This is a genomic window from Streptococcus sp. HMSC073A12, assembly GCF_001812815.1.
Taxonomy (GTDB): domain Bacteria; phylum Bacillota; class Bacilli; order Lactobacillales; family Streptococcaceae; genus Streptococcus; species Streptococcus vaginalis.
Genome location: NZ_KV810527.1, coordinates 48,050 through 63,641, shown reverse-complemented (window position 1 = coordinate 63,641; position 15,592 = coordinate 48,050). Strand labels below are relative to the sequence as shown.

Below are 15,592 nucleotides of genomic sequence, written 5' to 3'. Positions count from 1 at the left end.
GATACATCTCCTTTTACTCTTGCGTTGTCTCAAAAATACTATCTAATAGTGTCCGGTTGCATACTTCTACTTCCTCAATCGTACAGCCATTATCTACCAAGACTTGCCACACTTGACCAGCCTTTCTAGTTGCCAAGGACAGAGCATTTTGCTTGATTTCAACTTCGGTCACTTCAGATAACCCTTCCAAAATAGTTTGGTAAGAAAGCGGAATAGTAAAGTGTTTTTCTTGTTCTTCGCTGCGCATGGCATAAGGCGTCGTATCACGAATCAATTCGCCCTTATGCAAAACCAAAATACGATCTGCTGTATGCTCCACTTCCTCAATATAGTGAGAAGAATAAATAATAGTCACACCCTTTTTCTTCAATTCATCCACAATTTCCCAAAAATGCTGGCGAGTTGACGTATCCATAGCAGAAGTTGGTTCATCTAAAAAAAGTATCTTCGGACGACCAATAAGAGCTAAAATAAAGGAAAATAAGCGTTTTTGACCACCTGATAATTTAGAAGCCAACTGTTCTTTTTGCTTATCCGTAAATTTTAAAAGAGCATCAATTTCCTGATTGGTTAGACTGTTTGGGTAAATATTTTGAAAAAAGTTCAATAGTTCTTTCACTTTCAGATCTTCCACTACTGTATTTTCTTGTGGCAAAATAGCAACCATCTGCTGTAATTGCTCATCTGTTGGCTTTAATCCTCGAACACTAGCCTGTCCACTCGTAAGAAATTTATCCCCTAGCAAACAATCCATGAGAGTCGTTTTCCCAGCTCCATTCGGACCAATCAACGCCACACATTCTCCATCGTTAATCGTAAAAGAAATATCCTTCAAAATATCTTTTCCATGAATCTTTTTAGATAAATGGTTCACCTCAATCAGCTTCATCTTTTTCTCCTCATTATTTCTTTGGTGGAAATACAACCCATGCAGAACTCCTAGCAATTGGCTCAGGAAAGTTTCTGGTCAACGATTGAATTACCACAGAGTTACTTGCAGCAAGAAGAATAAAACAGGTTGTAGACTTGGTTTCTAACTCTACATTTCCTCTTGTTACTTTCATTATAGCTCAACTCTTTTATCGCCACTAGATGATTTTGTCATCGCTCAACATGACAAATGTCATAAAAAAGACGACTCTCTCAAGTCGTCCTTTTCATCAGTTATTCTATTTATTCAACACTAAAGAGATATGGATAAACTGGCTGTCCGCCATTGTGAATTTCTACTTCTACATCTTCAAATTTTTCAGTAATGTCTTGCGCTAATTCATTGGCCAAGTCTTCACTTCCATCTTCACCGATGTAAATCGTCACAATTTCACTATCCATATCTAACATTTTACTGAACGTTTCATTCAATGTCGTCAGCATATCTGGATTGGAAACAACAATTTTTCCGTCTACCATACCTAAATTATCATTTTCATGAATTTCAAGACCGTCAATCGTTGTATCACGGACAGCTGTCGTCACACTACCACTGACAACATCTGCAAGTGCAGCAGTCATCCGATCATGATTTTCCTCAATAGATTTGCTTGGGTCAAAAGCTAACAAACTAGTCAAACCTTGCGGAATTGTTCTTGTTTCAATCACTGCAGCAGATTGTTCAATCACTTCAGCCGCTGATTGCGCCGCCATGAAGATATTCTTGTTGTTTGGCAGGATAATGATATGACGAGCATTCACATGTTCAACTGCCTTGATGAAATCTTCTGTTGAAGGATTCATCGTTTGCCCGCCAGAGATGATGTAGTCCACACCTTGCGCTTTAAAGATGTCTGACAATCCTTCTCCTGCAACGACAGCAATGATTGCATATTCTTCTTCTTCTGTTGGCTGGCTATTTTCACGCTCTTCTTTTTCAACCTGCGCTTCGTGTTGATTGCGCATATTATCTACTTTGACCTTGACAAGACTTCCGTATTTCAAGCCTTCTTGCATGACCAAACCTGGGTCTTCCGTGTGAACATGAACTTTTACGATTTCATCATCATTTACGACAAGAAGTGAGTCGCCCAGTTCATTCAAGTAGTTGCGAAATTCATCATAGTCAAATTCTTTAACATACGTTGGACCTTTTTTCAAGGCTACCATGATTTCCGTACAATAACCATATTTGATGTCTTCTGTTGCCACATGACTAGCTACTGACTTATGGTGTTCTGCATTGATCATTTCTGTCATAGTTGCAGGCGTTGCTTGAAATTCTTCAGACGCAATGTATTCGCCTGTCAATGCTGACAAAAAGCCTTCATAAATGAAAACAAGACCTTGACCACCAGAGTCCACAACACCGACTTCTTTTAAGACTGGCAACATGTCTGGTGTTTTAGCAAGAGCCACCTTAGCACTATCAAGAGCTGCTTTCATGACCTCAACAGCATCATCTGTCTCTTCTGCTTTTTTCTTGGCACCAATTGCAGCTCCGCGAGAAACGGTCAAAATCGTTCCCTCAACCGGCTTCATCACAGCTTTGTAGGCTACTTCCACTCCAGACTGAAAAGCAAGGGCTAAATCTTGTCCCGTTAATTCTTCCTTCTCTTTCACACTTTGAGAGAAGCCGCGGAAAAGCTGAGACGTGATAACACCCGAATTCCCACGCGCACCCATTAAGAGACCTTTTGCAAAAATTCCAGCCACTTCACCAACAGTAGAAGCAGATTTGTCCGCAACTTCCTTTGCACCATTTTCAATGGTCATTCCCATATTGGTACCTGTGTCACCGTCTGGCACAGGAAAAACATTTAAAGAATTGACATATTCAGCCTGTTTATTCAAACGAGTAGATGCAGACTGCACCATTTCTTGAAATAAACTAGTAGTAATATTTGACACGATTATTCTCCTACAACTTTAATATTTTGGATATAGACATTTACTGTTTCAGCAGTAATTCCAAGCTGATTTTCAAGACTGAATTTCACACGCTCTTGAATATTTTTAGACACTTCACTAATCTTGGTACCATAGCTCAAAACTGTATAAACATCAACAGCAATGCTACCTTCTTCCGTTGTTTTTACTACAACGCCTTTCGCATAATTTTCTTTGCCTAATAAAGCTTGGAAATTATCTTTAATGGCATTTTTACTGGCCATTCCAACAACACCAAAAATTTCAGTTGCTGCCCCACCAACAATTGTCGCAATGACATCATCTGTCAGTTCGATTTGACCATCTTTTGTATTGATTTTTACAGTCATAGTTTCTACCTCAAAAGTATTTTATAGTTTATTTTACCATATTTTACGCGGACTGTAAAAGAGAGAGTACATAATTAGAAAGTATTCAGTCAATGTTTGGGGGTTTCCTTGTCCTAAAAAATCTATTTTCTTGTACAAAAAGAAAAGGGACCCCAGAGGTCCGATTCTTCATAAATTAAACGCGTTCAACTTTGCCTGATTTAAGGGCACGTGCTGAAGCCCAAACTTTCTTAGGTTTACCATCAACTAAGATTGTCACCTTTTGAAGATTTGGTTTCACAGTACGTTTTGTTTGGTTCATTGCGTGAGAGCGGTTGTTTCCTGATACAGTTTTACGACCTGTAAAGTAACATACTTTTGCCATTTATACTTGTCCTCCTGATTAGTTTCACGGGCTTTATACCACATACCGTAAAATTTTATCACAATTTTTAAGATTTTGCAAGACTATTTTCTCTATATTTCAAAATTTAGCCAAGACAGCCCAATCCATCAGTCTTAAATATAGATAATTCCCAAACGACCGAAAGATACATCTCCCTTTACATAGAGGGTCTTGTCTTTCTCATTGATGTTACGGGGATTGGTAACTGTGCCGAAAGCATTGTCTACATCCAACTCCACACGCCAATTACTAGGCACATATAACGTTGCATTCCCAAAAGATACATCAACATCAAAGGTAGCGGAATCGCCTTTTATCGTGGCATTGTCAAAATAAACTGTGGCATTACCAAAGGTACAATCTAGCGTTTCATAGGTAAAATCTTCCGAATTGATGTAGCGCGTACCACTTCCAAAATTAATATCCCCATTTATAGTGCGATGAGCATTTGAACCACGATAAACACCCCAAATCCGTTTTGGTTTGAAAATTAAGCCAATACCAATAGAAGCCAGAATCCCTGCTAAAAAAATCGTTCCAGATGAGATTGGCAAAAAGTGATAGCTACTATTTGCAACGATTAAGGAAATAATGGCTAAAATAACCCCACCAGATAAATTTCCTCTCCAAAAATTTTCAATCGCAAAGTAAGCGAAGCCCAGCACCACGAGAATGGGCCAAAAATTGAAATCCATAACTGGAATACCAAAATTTCCTTGTAGTAGCACCCAACCTGCCAATACCAAAAGCCCCACTCCAAACAATGTTTTTCTCATAATATTTACCTCATTTCACTTAATTTTTCTTTTAAGAATTGAAAATAATGCCGAAACACATGCACTTGCTTATGGGTATCATAAAAGCGAATACTGCTGGTCCCTGAAAAAGACTTCTCTAATGAATAAATTGCTTTAATGTTCGTAATCGTTGACTTAGAAATACGGCAGAAATACCGCGGCAAGCATTCTTCCAGCTCATACAATTTCAGTTTGACTTCATAAGCATTATTTCGAGCATGCGCAAAAATCTTATTTCCCTCTGTCTCAAAAAAGAGAATATCTGCTAAATCAACATAATATTCGCTCGTATCTTTGTAAAAAAGAATAGACGGCTTAGCAACTTCTTCCAGAGAACGCTGAATGCGCTCTATCTGTTCATCAAAGCGAGGTGCCTTAATGACAATTTCTGCTTCTTCCAGATTAGAATCTAGCTCAACTCGAATTTTCATAAACGCTCCCCTCGTTTTTCTTTATTTTATTATAACAATTGGTTCGTGAAATTCAAGCGGTTTTCAGTAAGTGGTTCATTTCGAGACGCAAATGGTCGTGAAATCTGAATAACTTCCTTGCTTTTTCATAAGTTGACCAGATTCTAGCACCTTTTTACGCAACAACACTTTATAAATAACAAAAAAAGCCTTCAATTCAATGAAGACCTTCAATAATGCCGATTATAGGGCTTGAACCTACGACCTACGCGTTACGAGTGCGTTGCTCTACCAACTGAGCTAAATCGGCGAAATAAACGTATAAATCTATTCTAGCATGCAAATTTGATTTGTCAAGAGGAAAAGAAAAAATAATAAATCCCACACTACATTCAATCAAATAACTCAAAGAAAAACAAAAATCCCGCACAAGGCGAGATTTTCTTGTTTATTTAGTAAGCGATTAAGCTTTACCTTCTGAACCAAATACGTCAATACGTTCTTCAACAGCTTCTGTAATTGCTTCGAAACCTGGTTTCAAGAATTTACGTGGGTCAAAGAGTTTCTTCTTATCGTATTCTGCTTCGTTTGCTTCGTATTCAGCAACGAATTTACGAGTAGCTTTTGCAAATGCAATTTGACATTCAGTGTTTACATTTACCTTAGCAACACCCAATTTGATAGCTGCTTGGATTTGGTCGTCAGGAATACCTGAACCACCGTGAAGTACGATTGGGAATCCAGGAACAGCTTCTGTCAATTTTTGCAAGTGGTCAAGGTGAAGACCTTTCCAGTTAGCTGGGTATGGTCCATGAATGTTACCAATACCTGCTGCAAGGAAGTCAATTCCAGTTTCAACCATTGCTTTTGCATCTTCGATTGGAGCCAATTCACCATCACCGATGATACCATCTTCTTCACCACCGATTGTACCAACTTCAGCTTCTACTGACACGCCATTTGCATGCGCAAATTCAACAACTTTGCGAGCTTTTTCAAGATTTTCTTCAACTGGAAGATGAGAACCATCAAACATAACTGAAGTGTAACCAACTTTGATACATTCAAGTGCATCTTCATAATGACCATGGTCAAGATGAATAGCAACTGGTACAGTAATTCCCATTGATTCTACAAGGTTTTCGATGAGAAGTTTACATACTTTGTAACCACCCATATATTTAGCAGCACCCATAGAAGTTTGGATAAGAACTGGAGCTTTTTTAGCTTCTGCTGCACGCAAGATAGCTTGAGTCCACTCAAGGTTGTTTGTATTAAATCCACCAACTGCATAACCATTGTCACGAGCTGCTTGGACAAATTTTTCTGCTGAAACGATTGCCATTAGTATTAGGCCTCCTATTTATTTTTATGGGTTTTCCCATTTACATTGTTTATTTTATCACTTTTTAGGAAAAAATACCAGCATTTCCTAATCTTTTAAGCGCTTTCTCTTATAAAACTGTTTTTCTTTCCTCACATTTCAAAAATAATGAAACAAAAAAACCGGCCGAAGCCAGCTTACCTGATGCGGAGAGAGGGACTTGAACCCTCACGACCTAAAGCGGTCACAGGATCCTTAGTCCTGCGCGTCTGCCAATTCCGCCATCCCCGCGATTGGGTACCTTATTAGTATAACAGAATAGAAACTCCTTGTCAAGAATTTTTTTGAAAAAATGTATCTGTCAGCACTTAAAATCACTCTCTAAAGCCAACTCTTATTTGAGACTTCTTCAATATAGGTTCTTTAGATAGGAACAACAAAAAGAAACTCCTACGAAGCTTATCGTTCATAGAAGTTTCTTACATTTGTTTTATTTCACATGATTTTCGTAGTCATCTTGCGCTTTTTTATTAGAGGTTTCTTTTTCTTTTAGCCATTTCTTTTTAGCACTTTCGTATTCTTTTGTTGTTACAATTTTGTCTTGCAGTTTGACATATTTGAAATAACTGCTTGAAGCACCTTTGATTCCAACTAATGAATAAGAACGGCTAAATGGAACTGTTTTCGTCACAGATGGTGTTCCTCCAAGAGAGAGGTTTGGCATTGTCAAGCCACTATCAATTAACCATGCTTGCGCCTCGGCATATTTTTCATAGCGTGTAGCTTCGTTGGTTTCAGCATTTGCTTCTGCTAGCATCTCTGTATATGTGTCCAGTCCAACTGCCTTGATCTTATCATTTTCTTGACCTGGTTCCAGACCAAAGTTTTGTAAACTACCACCATTTTTTATATTCAAAGTATCTAGATAAGTAGATGGGTCTTGATAGTCACCAGACCAACCACCATTATACAAATCATAGTCCTTTTGAGCAGCTGTATTAGCAAAATAACTGATATTATTTAATTCATCTGAACTCATTTGTTGAATATCAATGACAACATTTTCTGTGCCTAAGACAGACTCAACAGATTGTTTCATGGAACTTTCCCATTGAACACCAATTTTACTTGTCTGATCAGCTGGTACATCTAAGTGGATAGGAAACTGAACACCCTTTGCTTGCAGTTCTGCTTTAGCTTGAGCAAACTTTGCTTTAGCTTTTTCTGGATTGTAATAAGCATCTTGTGCATCGGCCAAATTCATGTTTGACCATTCTGAGCCATAGTTTACCAGCTTAGAAGACACAACATCACCAAACGTTTTATCACCGATAGAAACAAATGTTGGTGGCACGAGTGTGTTCCGCAATACCTTTGTCGCTCCGTCTTTCCCATTACTTTGTGCACCATAAGAAGTACGATTATAGGCAAAATTGATAGCTTGACGGAAAGCTTTATTTAGCACCGCTTCTTGGGTCGCAGCCTTTTGAGCATCTGTTTTCTTCGATGTATGGTTATAGGACTGACGATTTAAATTAAAGTTATAATAGTAGCTGGTCGCATCTTGCAAACTATAGATGATATTGTTAGCATATTGTTTCTTAACAGAAGCAAAACTAGAGCTATTTGGATAAAGACGAGCTGCACTATAGGCACCATCTGTGAAGTTACGGATAAGGGCTTCTTGGTCAGAGCCGTCATAATATGTCAATTTAATGTTATCCAAATGAACATTCTTTTTATCATAGTAATGAGGATTTTTAGCAAATTCCATAGAAGACTTGGCTGTCAGAGACTTCAATAGATAAGGACCATTGTATAGAATGCTGGTTGGTTTTACAGAACCAAATTTTTTTCCTTGTGATTTCAAGAAATCTGCATTAACTGGGAAGAGGATATTATTGGTCGTTTTTGAATTCCAATAAGTCTCTGCACGGCTGAGTGTATACTGTACTGTATAGTCATCTAGAGCTTTTACTCCAACCGTTGAAAAATCTTTCGTTTCACCCTTGATGTAAGCATCTAAACCTTTGACAGAATCTTGAACGAGGTAAAGGGCTTCTGATTTATTATCTGCGGCGTATTTCAAGCCAGTTACAAAGTCTTGCGCTTTTACACTTGCGTACTCTTCACCTTCTGATGTGTACCATTTAGCATCTTTATGTAATTTATACGTATATGTCAAGCCATCTTTGGAGACTGTCCATGACTTAGCAAGCGCCGGAACTAAATTTCCGTACTGGTCATTTTCCAATAATCCATCAACTAAGTTAGTCACAACATCTGAAGTTGTCGCACGATTCGCCATCAGATAATTTAGCGTGTCTGGATCTTGTGTATACACGTATGAATAAGTTGATGTGCTAGAAGCTGACTTGCCACAACCTGATAATAGGATTCCAGCGCTTAGCACAACTCCTGTTGCAATAATCCATTTTGATGATTTCATAGATAAACCTCCTCTAATGTCACATCTTGTTACATTGAATATTATGCCGAAATATTTTCAAAAAGTAAAGAGCTATCTTTTGACAGAAAATATTATTTATTTAAAATAATAGTTATTTGCTGCATAATATGATTAAAACAAGCCTCAAAATACATAAAAAACAAAAATAACAAATTTTATCCTTTTGCTCAAATTGAATAAACATTCTTTTAAAACTAAAAAATAAGCCATTCTACTTTATGAAGATAGCAACTACTCCCCTCCTTCAACTAAATATTGAACCTATTATACACTTTTTTCGTATAAGTACAAGAAAAATCATGATTTTTTAATATATTTTTCGGATTTTCTGCTATTTAAAACAAAAAAAGAGACATCCAGAGATAAAATTTGCATTTTTTAGTTTCTAACCTCCTCTCTCAGAGGGGGGTTATTCAGCAATCTAGAAGACTAGTGAGGTAGGGACGAAGTTTTCGTCACAAAAAAGCGAGGCAGAAATAATATTGTCCCCACCTCGTTTCTCTTATAAATATAAAATTGCAAGTGTTAGTAAGCTAGCTACAAGACCAATTCCCCAGAAAAAGAAATCGACCTTCCATTCACTCCAAGCTTTACCATGCCCTGATAGACCTCCCAGTTCAAAATGGTGATGAACTGGTGTCATCCGAAAAATACGTTTGCCGCCGGTCAATTTGAAATAAGAAACCTGCATCATAACCGAAGTTGTTTCAAAGACATAGACAATTCCAATGATGAGCAGCGTCCATTCTTGATGAAGCGCCATCGAAATGGCTGCTAACATACCACCAAGTGCTAAGCTCCCTACATCACCCATAAAAATTTTAGCTGGTTTATGATTGAAAATGAAGAAGGCAAGCAGACCGCCAATCATACTCAAAATGACAATTAAAATATCAAAACGATGCTGAACCACCGCAATAACTGCATAAGCTGTCAAACTGATTGTAACAGAAATGCTGGCTAATCCATCAATGCCATCTGTCAAATTGACTGCATTGGAAAAACCAACCAACCAAAAGAGGGCAAAAGCGATATAAAGATAACCTAAATGAAGTGGGAAACCAAAAACATTAAGCAAATCGCCTCCACCGTGGGTGTCAAAGAAGAAGTAAAAAACAATACCACCGATAATTTGAAGAGCTAGTTTCTGCTTGGGATTTAAACCTTCATTTATTTTGCGAAAAACTTTTAAAAAGTCGTCTAAGAAACCAACAATGCCGTACAAAACAAGAATAAACAATATCATCAAGGCAGCGCTTGAGAGTTCTCTTGATATAAGCGCAATCACAAAACCGGACAAAACGGAAGCTAGCAAGAAAACAGTCCCACCCATGGTTGGAGTTCCCGCTTTTGCTTGGTGTTGCTTCACATCCTCGTGCATTTGTTGCCCAGAAATATGGGCTTTATGATAAAAACGAATAAAAGCAGGTATTCCAACCAGAGTTAGAATAAAGGTTACAACACCTGCAACGATAGCTTGTAACATGCTAATCTCCTAATGTAATTGTTATTTCTTTTATTTTCTTGAGTGATGCGTTGGTTTTAACACTTTGGGCAACGACTTTAGAGCCTTTGCCCTTAACATGCACTTTTATGCCTAACCATTCACCGAATGTTTCAACATTTTTCTTGGTCCAACCGTACATATCCGGCATTTCAGTAAAGTCATCTGTTAAGACAAGAATTTGCTGATTGGATTTCAATGCCTCACCTGTTTTTACAGACACTCTCTTAATATTTTTACTAGTACCTAGGATAATAGGTTGTACAAGATTGCGTCGTAACTCATCTGCTAAATCACCAGGGCTGGTATTTTTAGTAGAGGGCATTTTATAAGCCATTTCTTTTGAAACCGACTTTAGAATAGGGGTTTGCGTCGTCAAGTTCAAAGTATCCTTCATCGCTGCAGCTTCTTCTAGCACCGGATTGACAACTTCTTTCCAGAAGATTGGTTGGAAAGATTCTGAGGGCTGTTTCAGAGTTACATACATGATAAAATCAGGATTTTCTGCTGGTGTCATTGCCACAACAGAATAGATGTAATCATTTGCCCCTGTCAGATAACCACTACCATTTTCTCCGGCAATTTGTGCTGTACCGGATTTAACTGCCACATTTTGATTAGGCACTTTGATAATCGGACCTTCTGCCTTGCTATATAAGGTTCCGTAAATAGGATCTGTACCGACAGTCACCATATGGTCTCTCGTTGACTTAGCAGCATCTTTGGAAACAGGGTGCCCGACAATTTCTGTAGAAGCCTTACGCGCACTCCCACTTTTGGAATCATAAATTGCACTGATGAATTTTGGTTCAACCATTACACCGTCATTAGCGATGGAAGAAAAAGCACGTAACATTTGTATCTGAGTAACCGAAATTCCTTGACCAAAAGCACTCATTGCATAAGTAACGATATTATCTGCCGGAAGACCACCGTAATCTTCATAATTCATTCCAAAGCGTGTGGGTAGACCAAATTTAAACTTGCTAAGATAGTCTAGCCATTTTTCGTCACCCATTTTTTTCTCAAGAGAAGCCATTCCCACATTACTAGAAAGAGCAAAGCCTTGAGCATAGGTTAATGTCTGTCCTTCAGAAAGTCCCATGTTGACATTCCAGTCTCGAATCGTTACATCCGCAATTTGTAAACCACTATTATTATACGTTTCATTTTCTGGGAAAGTGTTATTGTCTATAGCTGCAGCTAGTGTCATAACCTTCATCGTTGAGCCAGGTTCATACTGATTTTGATAGAGAGCACTAGACCAAGCAAAGTCTTTTGTCAAATCTTGCTTTGTATCAGCATCAAAACTTGGACGCTGCGTCGTTGCAAGGATTTCTCCAGTTTTTGCACTGACTAATGTGGCACTGGCATAAGTTCCCTTAGCTTTTTCCACAAAAGCATTCATCCGCGTTTCAAGGAAAGACTGTAAATCCGAAGATAAGGTTGTATAAACATCTTTTCCATCTTGTGTTTGCCTTGAAACCTTGTCTGATCCCGGTACTATATTTCCGTTTTTATCTTTTTCATAGGTGATGACACCATTTGTTCCAGCTAACGTCTTGTTTAAAGCAGCTTCTAAACCTGTTGTTCCAACAAGTGTTTTACTACCATCTTTATTTTCTTGTAACTGAGCCAATCCAACAAAAACAGAAGCAAAATTCCCATTGTTATAGCTTCTATTTGGACTAGTTGTGAAATCAACTCCCTTTACTTTCGCTTTTTTCAATTCCTCACGAATGGTATTCATATTACTATAACTGATACCATTTCCTTGAGCACCAAACGAAACTTGTTGTAATTTTTTTCGAGATAGTTGTTTTTTGACGTAGTCCTTGTCCATACCAAGATACTTGTTAAATACATCAGCTACCTTATCGTATTGAGATTCTTCTACATAGAGAATTTCTCCTGTTGCTGACTTATAACTTTTATCAATAACTGCATAAACATTATAGGAAGTCGCGTCTTCAGCTATTGGCAAACCATTACGGTCATAAATGGTTCCACGTTTAGCTGGGACGATCTTTGTGATTTGATGCACTTGACTTGCCTGTTCAGCTAAATTCACGCCAAACTTCTTTCCCGTTCCAATGATAATTGCAAAATTGATTAGGAAAACAAAAAAGACAAAAACCGTCAAAACGCTTAGATTTTTCCCTACTCGTCTACGGTTGTAACCAGGATTCCTACGATTTTTCAAAGCATGGTTTAAAATTCGTCTTCTGAGTCCATTCATGCTCTACTCCGCCGTTCTGATATTTTCATTATTCTGAGTCATTTCCTGTGAACTTGCTAATTTTGACAAACGTTCACTACGAATCAATTCGTTTACTTCTTGTTTAGCATCATCTAGCTCTGTGCGCTTTGCCTCAATTTTTGAATTGACAGTCGTTAAATCACGTTGCACCTGCAATAATTTTGTTTGCATAAAGACAACGCTTGTCGCTAAGATAACTGCCGTCAACACTATAGCTCCATAAAATGCCTTTTCAACACGAGAAAATCTTTGAATACGCGCCTGAAGTAGCTGGCTAGTCGTTCTTGGTCTATTATTTGCCATCTCAATCCTCACTTATGTACTTTTTGCGCTACACGCAGCTTGGCTGAATGCGCGCGATTATTGTTATCTAGTTCTTCTTTACTTGGTAAAATAGGTTTTCGAGTAACCAATTTCATTTTAGGTTGTAAATCCTCTGGAATAAATGGTAAGCCTTTCGGCACATCCACTGTTGATGCCTCTTTAAAAAGTTGCTTGGTCAAGCGGTCTTCTAACGAATGAAAAGTAATCACAGAAATCCGCCCATCAACCGCTAACAAATCCATCGCCTGTTGAATGGACTCGTCTGCCGCTCCCAACTCATCATTGACCTCAATACGAATGGCTTGAAAAATCTGTTTAGCTGGGTGACCTTTTTTCTTTAATTCCTTGGCAGGCTTAGCAGATTTAATAATCTCTGCCAACTCCGTAGTAGTCTCAATCAGTTTCTTTTCACGCATTTGCTCAATTTTACGAGCAATTTGTTTTGAAAACTTATCTTCCCCATACTTAAAAAAAATCCGCACTAAATCATGATAGCTATATTGATTAACTACTTCATAAGCTGTTAGCTTTGCCTCACGATTCATTCGCATATCAAGCGGAGCATCTTGTTTATAGGAAAAGCCACGCTCACGCTCATCAAGTTGCGGACTCGAAACTCCTAAATCATAACAAATACCATCAATTTCTTCAACACCTAGCTCATTCAAACGAGCCTTTAAATGACGAAAATTGTCATTGATAAAAGTCACCATTCCTCGCGCCACATAGGGTGCTAAGCGTTTTTGAGCATGCTCAATAGCAGTCTGATCTTGATCAAAAGCATATAGATGACCGTTTTTTCCTAATTTACTCAATAAATATTCACTATGTCCTGCTCCACCTAATGTTGCATCAACATAGACTCCATTTGGTTTTATATCAAGTTGATCAATGGTTTCGTGCAGAAGAACTGTTACATGATGAAATTCATTTGTCATATCTTTACTATTATACCACAAAGATTTAAAAAAAGAATTTTAGAATCATGTAAAGTTTTTTGGCAATTATATTTGATATATTTCACAAGTATATTTATAATAAAAGGACAAAAGTCACTTATATTTGACACTAGGATAAGGAGAAATACATGAATCACGTGAAAGATTTCCGAAAAAATCTAGGACTCTCGCAACTAGGCCTTGTCAAACAAATTGGCGTTTCGCGGCAGACAATTAACATGATTGAAAACAACAAATATAATCCCACGCTAGAACTTTGCATTAATCTAGCACTAGCTTTAAAGACAGACCTAAACACACTTTTTTGGAATAAGTAAAAAATAGAAAGGCTACATTCAAATGAAACTTCAACAATACAAAAAAATTATCCTAGCTCTCTTAGTAATTCTCCTCGTTGTGTGTCTCTATTTTTTCTTCATCTTAACAGATCCAATCTTGTTCTGGATAGATGTGGCAGTGATTGCTGGTTGCATATTTTTCGGTCGAAAACTTTTAAAGAAGGGCTAGACTTCTTACGCCTTCCTTCTCGTCTTTTAAGCTGCTTTGTGGTAAAATAAAGTCATTATTCTATGAAGGAAGATACGAATGTCACGTTTTTTATCAAGATTATCTCCTGCTAGGCGCATTTTATTGAGCTTTGCCCTTGTAATTGTGGTGGGCTCTCTTCTTTTAAATCTGCCTTTTATGCAGACAGCAACTTCTAAAGCTAATTATTTTGACCACCTCTTTACATCAGTTTCAATGGTTTGTGTGACGGGGCTTTTTACGCAGTCTGTTGCAGATACTTACAATGTTTGGGGACAGATTATCTGTATGCTCCTCATTCAGATTGGCGGATTGGGGCTGATTAGCTTTATTGGGCTGATTTATGTCCGCTCCAATCAGAAACTCAGTTTTTCCAATCGTACTACTTTACAGGAAAGTCTTAGTCGAGATGAGACAAATTCTATTCGCGACTTTCTTCGCTCCATTTTTCTCATTACTTTCAGCATTGAAGCTCTTGGATCATTTATCCTCAGTTTTCGCTTTGTCCCCCTTTTAGGATGGGGAAAAGGACTTCTAACCTCCATTTTCCTTGCTATCTCTGCATTTTGTAATGCTGGATTTGACAACTTAGGAAGCACTAGCTTGCTAGCTTATAAAACAGATGCCTTGGTCAATTTGACCATTGCTGCCTTGATTATCATGGGAGGCTTGGGTTTTTCAGTTTGGTTTGACTTAAAAACAAATATCCAGACAAAAGGACACAAGCGGAAATTACGCTTTCACACAAAATTGGTTCTTGCTTTAACAGCTTTCATCTTAATCAGTGGAACCTGCTTGACATTTCTGACAGAATATCAAAATACAGCTACTATTGGTCGACTTCCCTTTGAAAAGAAACTTTTAGTCAGCTTCTTTCAAACCGTCACCATGCGGACGGCCGGCTTTGCAACAATTGACTATACACAAGCTCGCCCAGTGACACTTCTCCTTTACATCATTCAAATGTTTCTAGGGGGTGCTCCCGGAGGAACGGCAGGGGGACTGAAAATCACTACTTTTTTGGTCGTATTAGCCTTTGCCCGAACGGAAATCCTTGGCTTGCCTCATACTAATTTTGGACACCATACGTTTTCTCCCTCTACCATTCAAAAAGCCTTTAGTGTCTTGATTGTCTTTACAACAACCTTTATCATTGGCTTGACTTTTTTGACTATGATCGCTGATAACGGACATCGTTTTATTTACTTAATGTTTGAAGCCATGTCCGCTCTTGGAACGGTAGGCGTAACGGCAAATCTAACGCCTACTTTAAATCATGCCGCCTTAACGGTGATTATGTTTTTGATGTTTATCGGACGTATCGGACCATTGACCTTAATTGTCAGTCTTTCCAATCGAAAACCGAAGAAAAAAGACACAATTAAATTTGCCAATGCAAATATTATTATTGGATAGGAAGGAATC

The 15,592-nt window shown here is 38.0% G+C and carries 14 protein-coding genes and 2 tRNA genes; 2 read left to right on the top strand and 14 right to left on the bottom strand.

The features are described from left to right. Window positions 1–13: 13 nt before the first annotated feature. The 14 genes from HMPREF2876_RS01075 to rsmH all read right to left on the bottom strand — a co-directional run bounded on the left by HMPREF2876_RS01075 (window position 14) and on the right by rsmH (window position 13,621). On the bottom strand, window positions 14–889 hold the full coding sequence (locus HMPREF2876_RS01075) for an ABC transporter ATP-binding protein (protein WP_024052146.1): 876 nt from the start codon (window positions 887–889) through the stop codon (window positions 14–16). 284 nt (window positions 890–1,173) lie between these two features. Beyond that, complete coding sequence (locus HMPREF2876_RS01070) at window positions 1,174–2,841, bottom strand: DAK2 domain-containing protein (RefSeq protein WP_070583957.1); 1,668 nt, start codon at window positions 2,839–2,841, stop codon at window positions 1,174–1,176. 2 nt (window positions 2,842–2,843) lie between these two features. Beyond that, complete coding sequence (locus tag HMPREF2876_RS01065; protein WP_003025907.1) at window positions 2,844–3,209, bottom strand: Asp23/Gls24 family envelope stress response protein; 366 nt, start codon at window positions 3,207–3,209, stop codon at window positions 2,844–2,846. 175 nt (window positions 3,210–3,384) lie between these two features. After that, window positions 3,385–3,573: a 50S ribosomal protein L28 gene (rpmB, locus tag HMPREF2876_RS01060; protein WP_003025909.1), complete on the bottom strand. Its 189-nt coding sequence runs from the start codon at window positions 3,571–3,573 to the stop codon at window positions 3,385–3,387. A gap of 134 nt (window positions 3,574–3,707) precedes the next feature. Next, a complete protein-coding gene (locus HMPREF2876_RS01055; RefSeq protein ID WP_024052148.1) occupies window positions 3,708–4,370 on the bottom strand; it encodes a LiaF transmembrane domain-containing protein in 663 nt (220 codons plus the stop codon). Window positions 4,371–4,375: 5 nt separating this feature from the next. Further along, window positions 4,376–4,822, bottom strand: a complete 447-nt coding sequence (locus HMPREF2876_RS01050; RefSeq protein WP_024052149.1) for a LytTR family DNA-binding domain-containing protein — start codon at window positions 4,820–4,822, stop codon at window positions 4,376–4,378. A gap of 216 nt (window positions 4,823–5,038) precedes the next feature. Next, window positions 5,039–5,111 (bottom strand) — tRNA-Thr (locus HMPREF2876_RS01045). Window positions 5,112–5,264: 153 nt separating this feature from the next. Next, window positions 5,265–6,146, bottom strand: a complete 882-nt coding sequence (locus HMPREF2876_RS01040) for a class II fructose-bisphosphate aldolase (protein WP_003025917.1) — start codon at window positions 6,144–6,146, stop codon at window positions 5,265–5,267. 184 nt (window positions 6,147–6,330) lie between these two features. Continuing rightward, window positions 6,331–6,416 (bottom strand) — tRNA-Leu (locus HMPREF2876_RS01035). A gap of 199 nt (window positions 6,417–6,615) precedes the next feature. Beyond that, the gene (locus HMPREF2876_RS01030) at window positions 6,616–8,574 is read right to left on the bottom strand and encodes a peptide ABC transporter substrate-binding protein (RefSeq protein WP_024052151.1); all 1,959 of its coding nucleotides are present in this window, start codon (window positions 8,572–8,574) and stop codon (window positions 6,616–6,618) included. Window positions 8,575–9,097: 523 nt separating this feature from the next. Then, complete coding sequence (gene mraY, locus HMPREF2876_RS01025; protein ID WP_024052152.1) at window positions 9,098–10,081, bottom strand: phospho-N-acetylmuramoyl-pentapeptide-transferase; 984 nt, start codon at window positions 10,079–10,081, stop codon at window positions 9,098–9,100. Between the two features lies 1 nt (window position 10,082). Continuing rightward, a complete protein-coding gene (gene pbp2X / locus HMPREF2876_RS01020; RefSeq protein WP_024052153.1) occupies window positions 10,083–12,338 on the bottom strand; it encodes a penicillin-binding protein PBP2X in 2,256 nt (751 codons plus the stop codon). A gap of 3 nt (window positions 12,339–12,341) precedes the next feature. Beyond that, window positions 12,342–12,662 carry a cell division protein FtsL gene (gene ftsL / locus HMPREF2876_RS01015; RefSeq protein ID WP_024052154.1) on the bottom strand — a complete coding sequence of 107 codons (321 nt, stop codon included), beginning with the start codon at window positions 12,660–12,662 and terminating at the stop codon, window positions 12,342–12,344. A gap of 8 nt (window positions 12,663–12,670) precedes the next feature. Further along, window positions 12,671–13,621 (bottom strand): 16S rRNA (cytosine(1402)-N(4))-methyltransferase RsmH, encoded by a 951-nt coding sequence (gene rsmH / locus HMPREF2876_RS01010; RefSeq protein WP_024052155.1) that lies wholly within the window; start codon window positions 13,619–13,621, stop codon window positions 12,671–12,673. 149 nt (window positions 13,622–13,770) lie between these two features. On the opposite strand from rsmH, the gene HMPREF2876_RS01005 reads away from it, so the two are divergent. Together HMPREF2876_RS01005 and HMPREF2876_RS01000 are read left to right on the top strand one after the other, a co-directional pair. After that, entirely contained in the window at window positions 13,771–13,959 is a 189-nt protein-coding gene (locus HMPREF2876_RS01005) for a helix-turn-helix transcriptional regulator (protein WP_024051757.1), read from the top strand. A 268-nt stretch (window positions 13,960–14,227) separates the two neighbouring features. Next, window positions 14,228–15,583 (top strand): TrkH family potassium uptake protein, encoded by a 1,356-nt coding sequence (locus HMPREF2876_RS01000; RefSeq protein ID WP_024052157.1) that lies wholly within the window; start codon window positions 14,228–14,230, stop codon window positions 15,581–15,583. Window positions 15,584–15,592 lie beyond the last annotated feature (9 nt).

Bases quoted from the DNA above. Each gene is read 5' to 3' on its own strand.
- HMPREF2876_RS01050 (WP_024052149.1), bottom strand. From the start codon at position 4,822: ATGAAAATTCGAGTTGAGCTAGATTCTAATCTGGAAGAAGCAGAAATT.
- mraY (WP_024052152.1), bottom strand. From the start codon at position 10,081: ATGTTACAAGCTATCGTTGCAGGTGTTGTAACCTTTATTCTAACTCTG.
- pbp2X (WP_024052153.1), bottom strand. From the start codon at position 12,338: ATGAATGGACTCAGAAGACGAATTTTAAACCATGCTTTGAAAAATCGT.
- HMPREF2876_RS01075 (WP_024052146.1), bottom strand. From the start codon at position 889: ATGAAGCTGATTGAGGTGAACCATTTATCTAAAAAGATTCATGGAAAA.
- HMPREF2876_RS01005 (WP_024051757.1), top strand. From the start codon at position 13,771: ATGAATCACGTGAAAGATTTCCGAAAAAATCTAGGACTCTCGCAACTA.
- HMPREF2876_RS01030 (WP_024052151.1), bottom strand. From the start codon at position 8,574: ATGAAATCATCAAAATGGATTATTGCAACAGGAGTTGTGCTAAGCGCT.
- rsmH (WP_024052155.1), bottom strand. From the start codon at position 13,621: ATGACAAATGAATTTCATCATGTAACAGTTCTTCTGCACGAAACCATT.
- ftsL (WP_024052154.1), bottom strand. From the start codon at position 12,662: ATGGCAAATAATAGACCAAGAACGACTAGCCAGCTACTTCAGGCGCGT.
- rpmB (WP_003025909.1), bottom strand. From the start codon at position 3,573: ATGGCAAAAGTATGTTACTTTACAGGTCGTAAAACTGTATCAGGAAAC.
- HMPREF2876_RS01065 (WP_003025907.1), bottom strand. From the start codon at position 3,209: ATGACTGTAAAAATCAATACAAAAGATGGTCAAATCGAACTGACAGAT.
- HMPREF2876_RS01040 (WP_003025917.1), bottom strand. From the start codon at position 6,146: ATGGCAATCGTTTCAGCAGAAAAATTTGTCCAAGCAGCTCGTGACAAT.
- HMPREF2876_RS01055 (WP_024052148.1), bottom strand. From the start codon at position 4,370: ATGAGAAAAACATTGTTTGGAGTGGGGCTTTTGGTATTGGCAGGTTGG.
- HMPREF2876_RS01000 (WP_024052157.1), top strand. From the start codon at position 14,228: ATGTCACGTTTTTTATCAAGATTATCTCCTGCTAGGCGCATTTTATTG.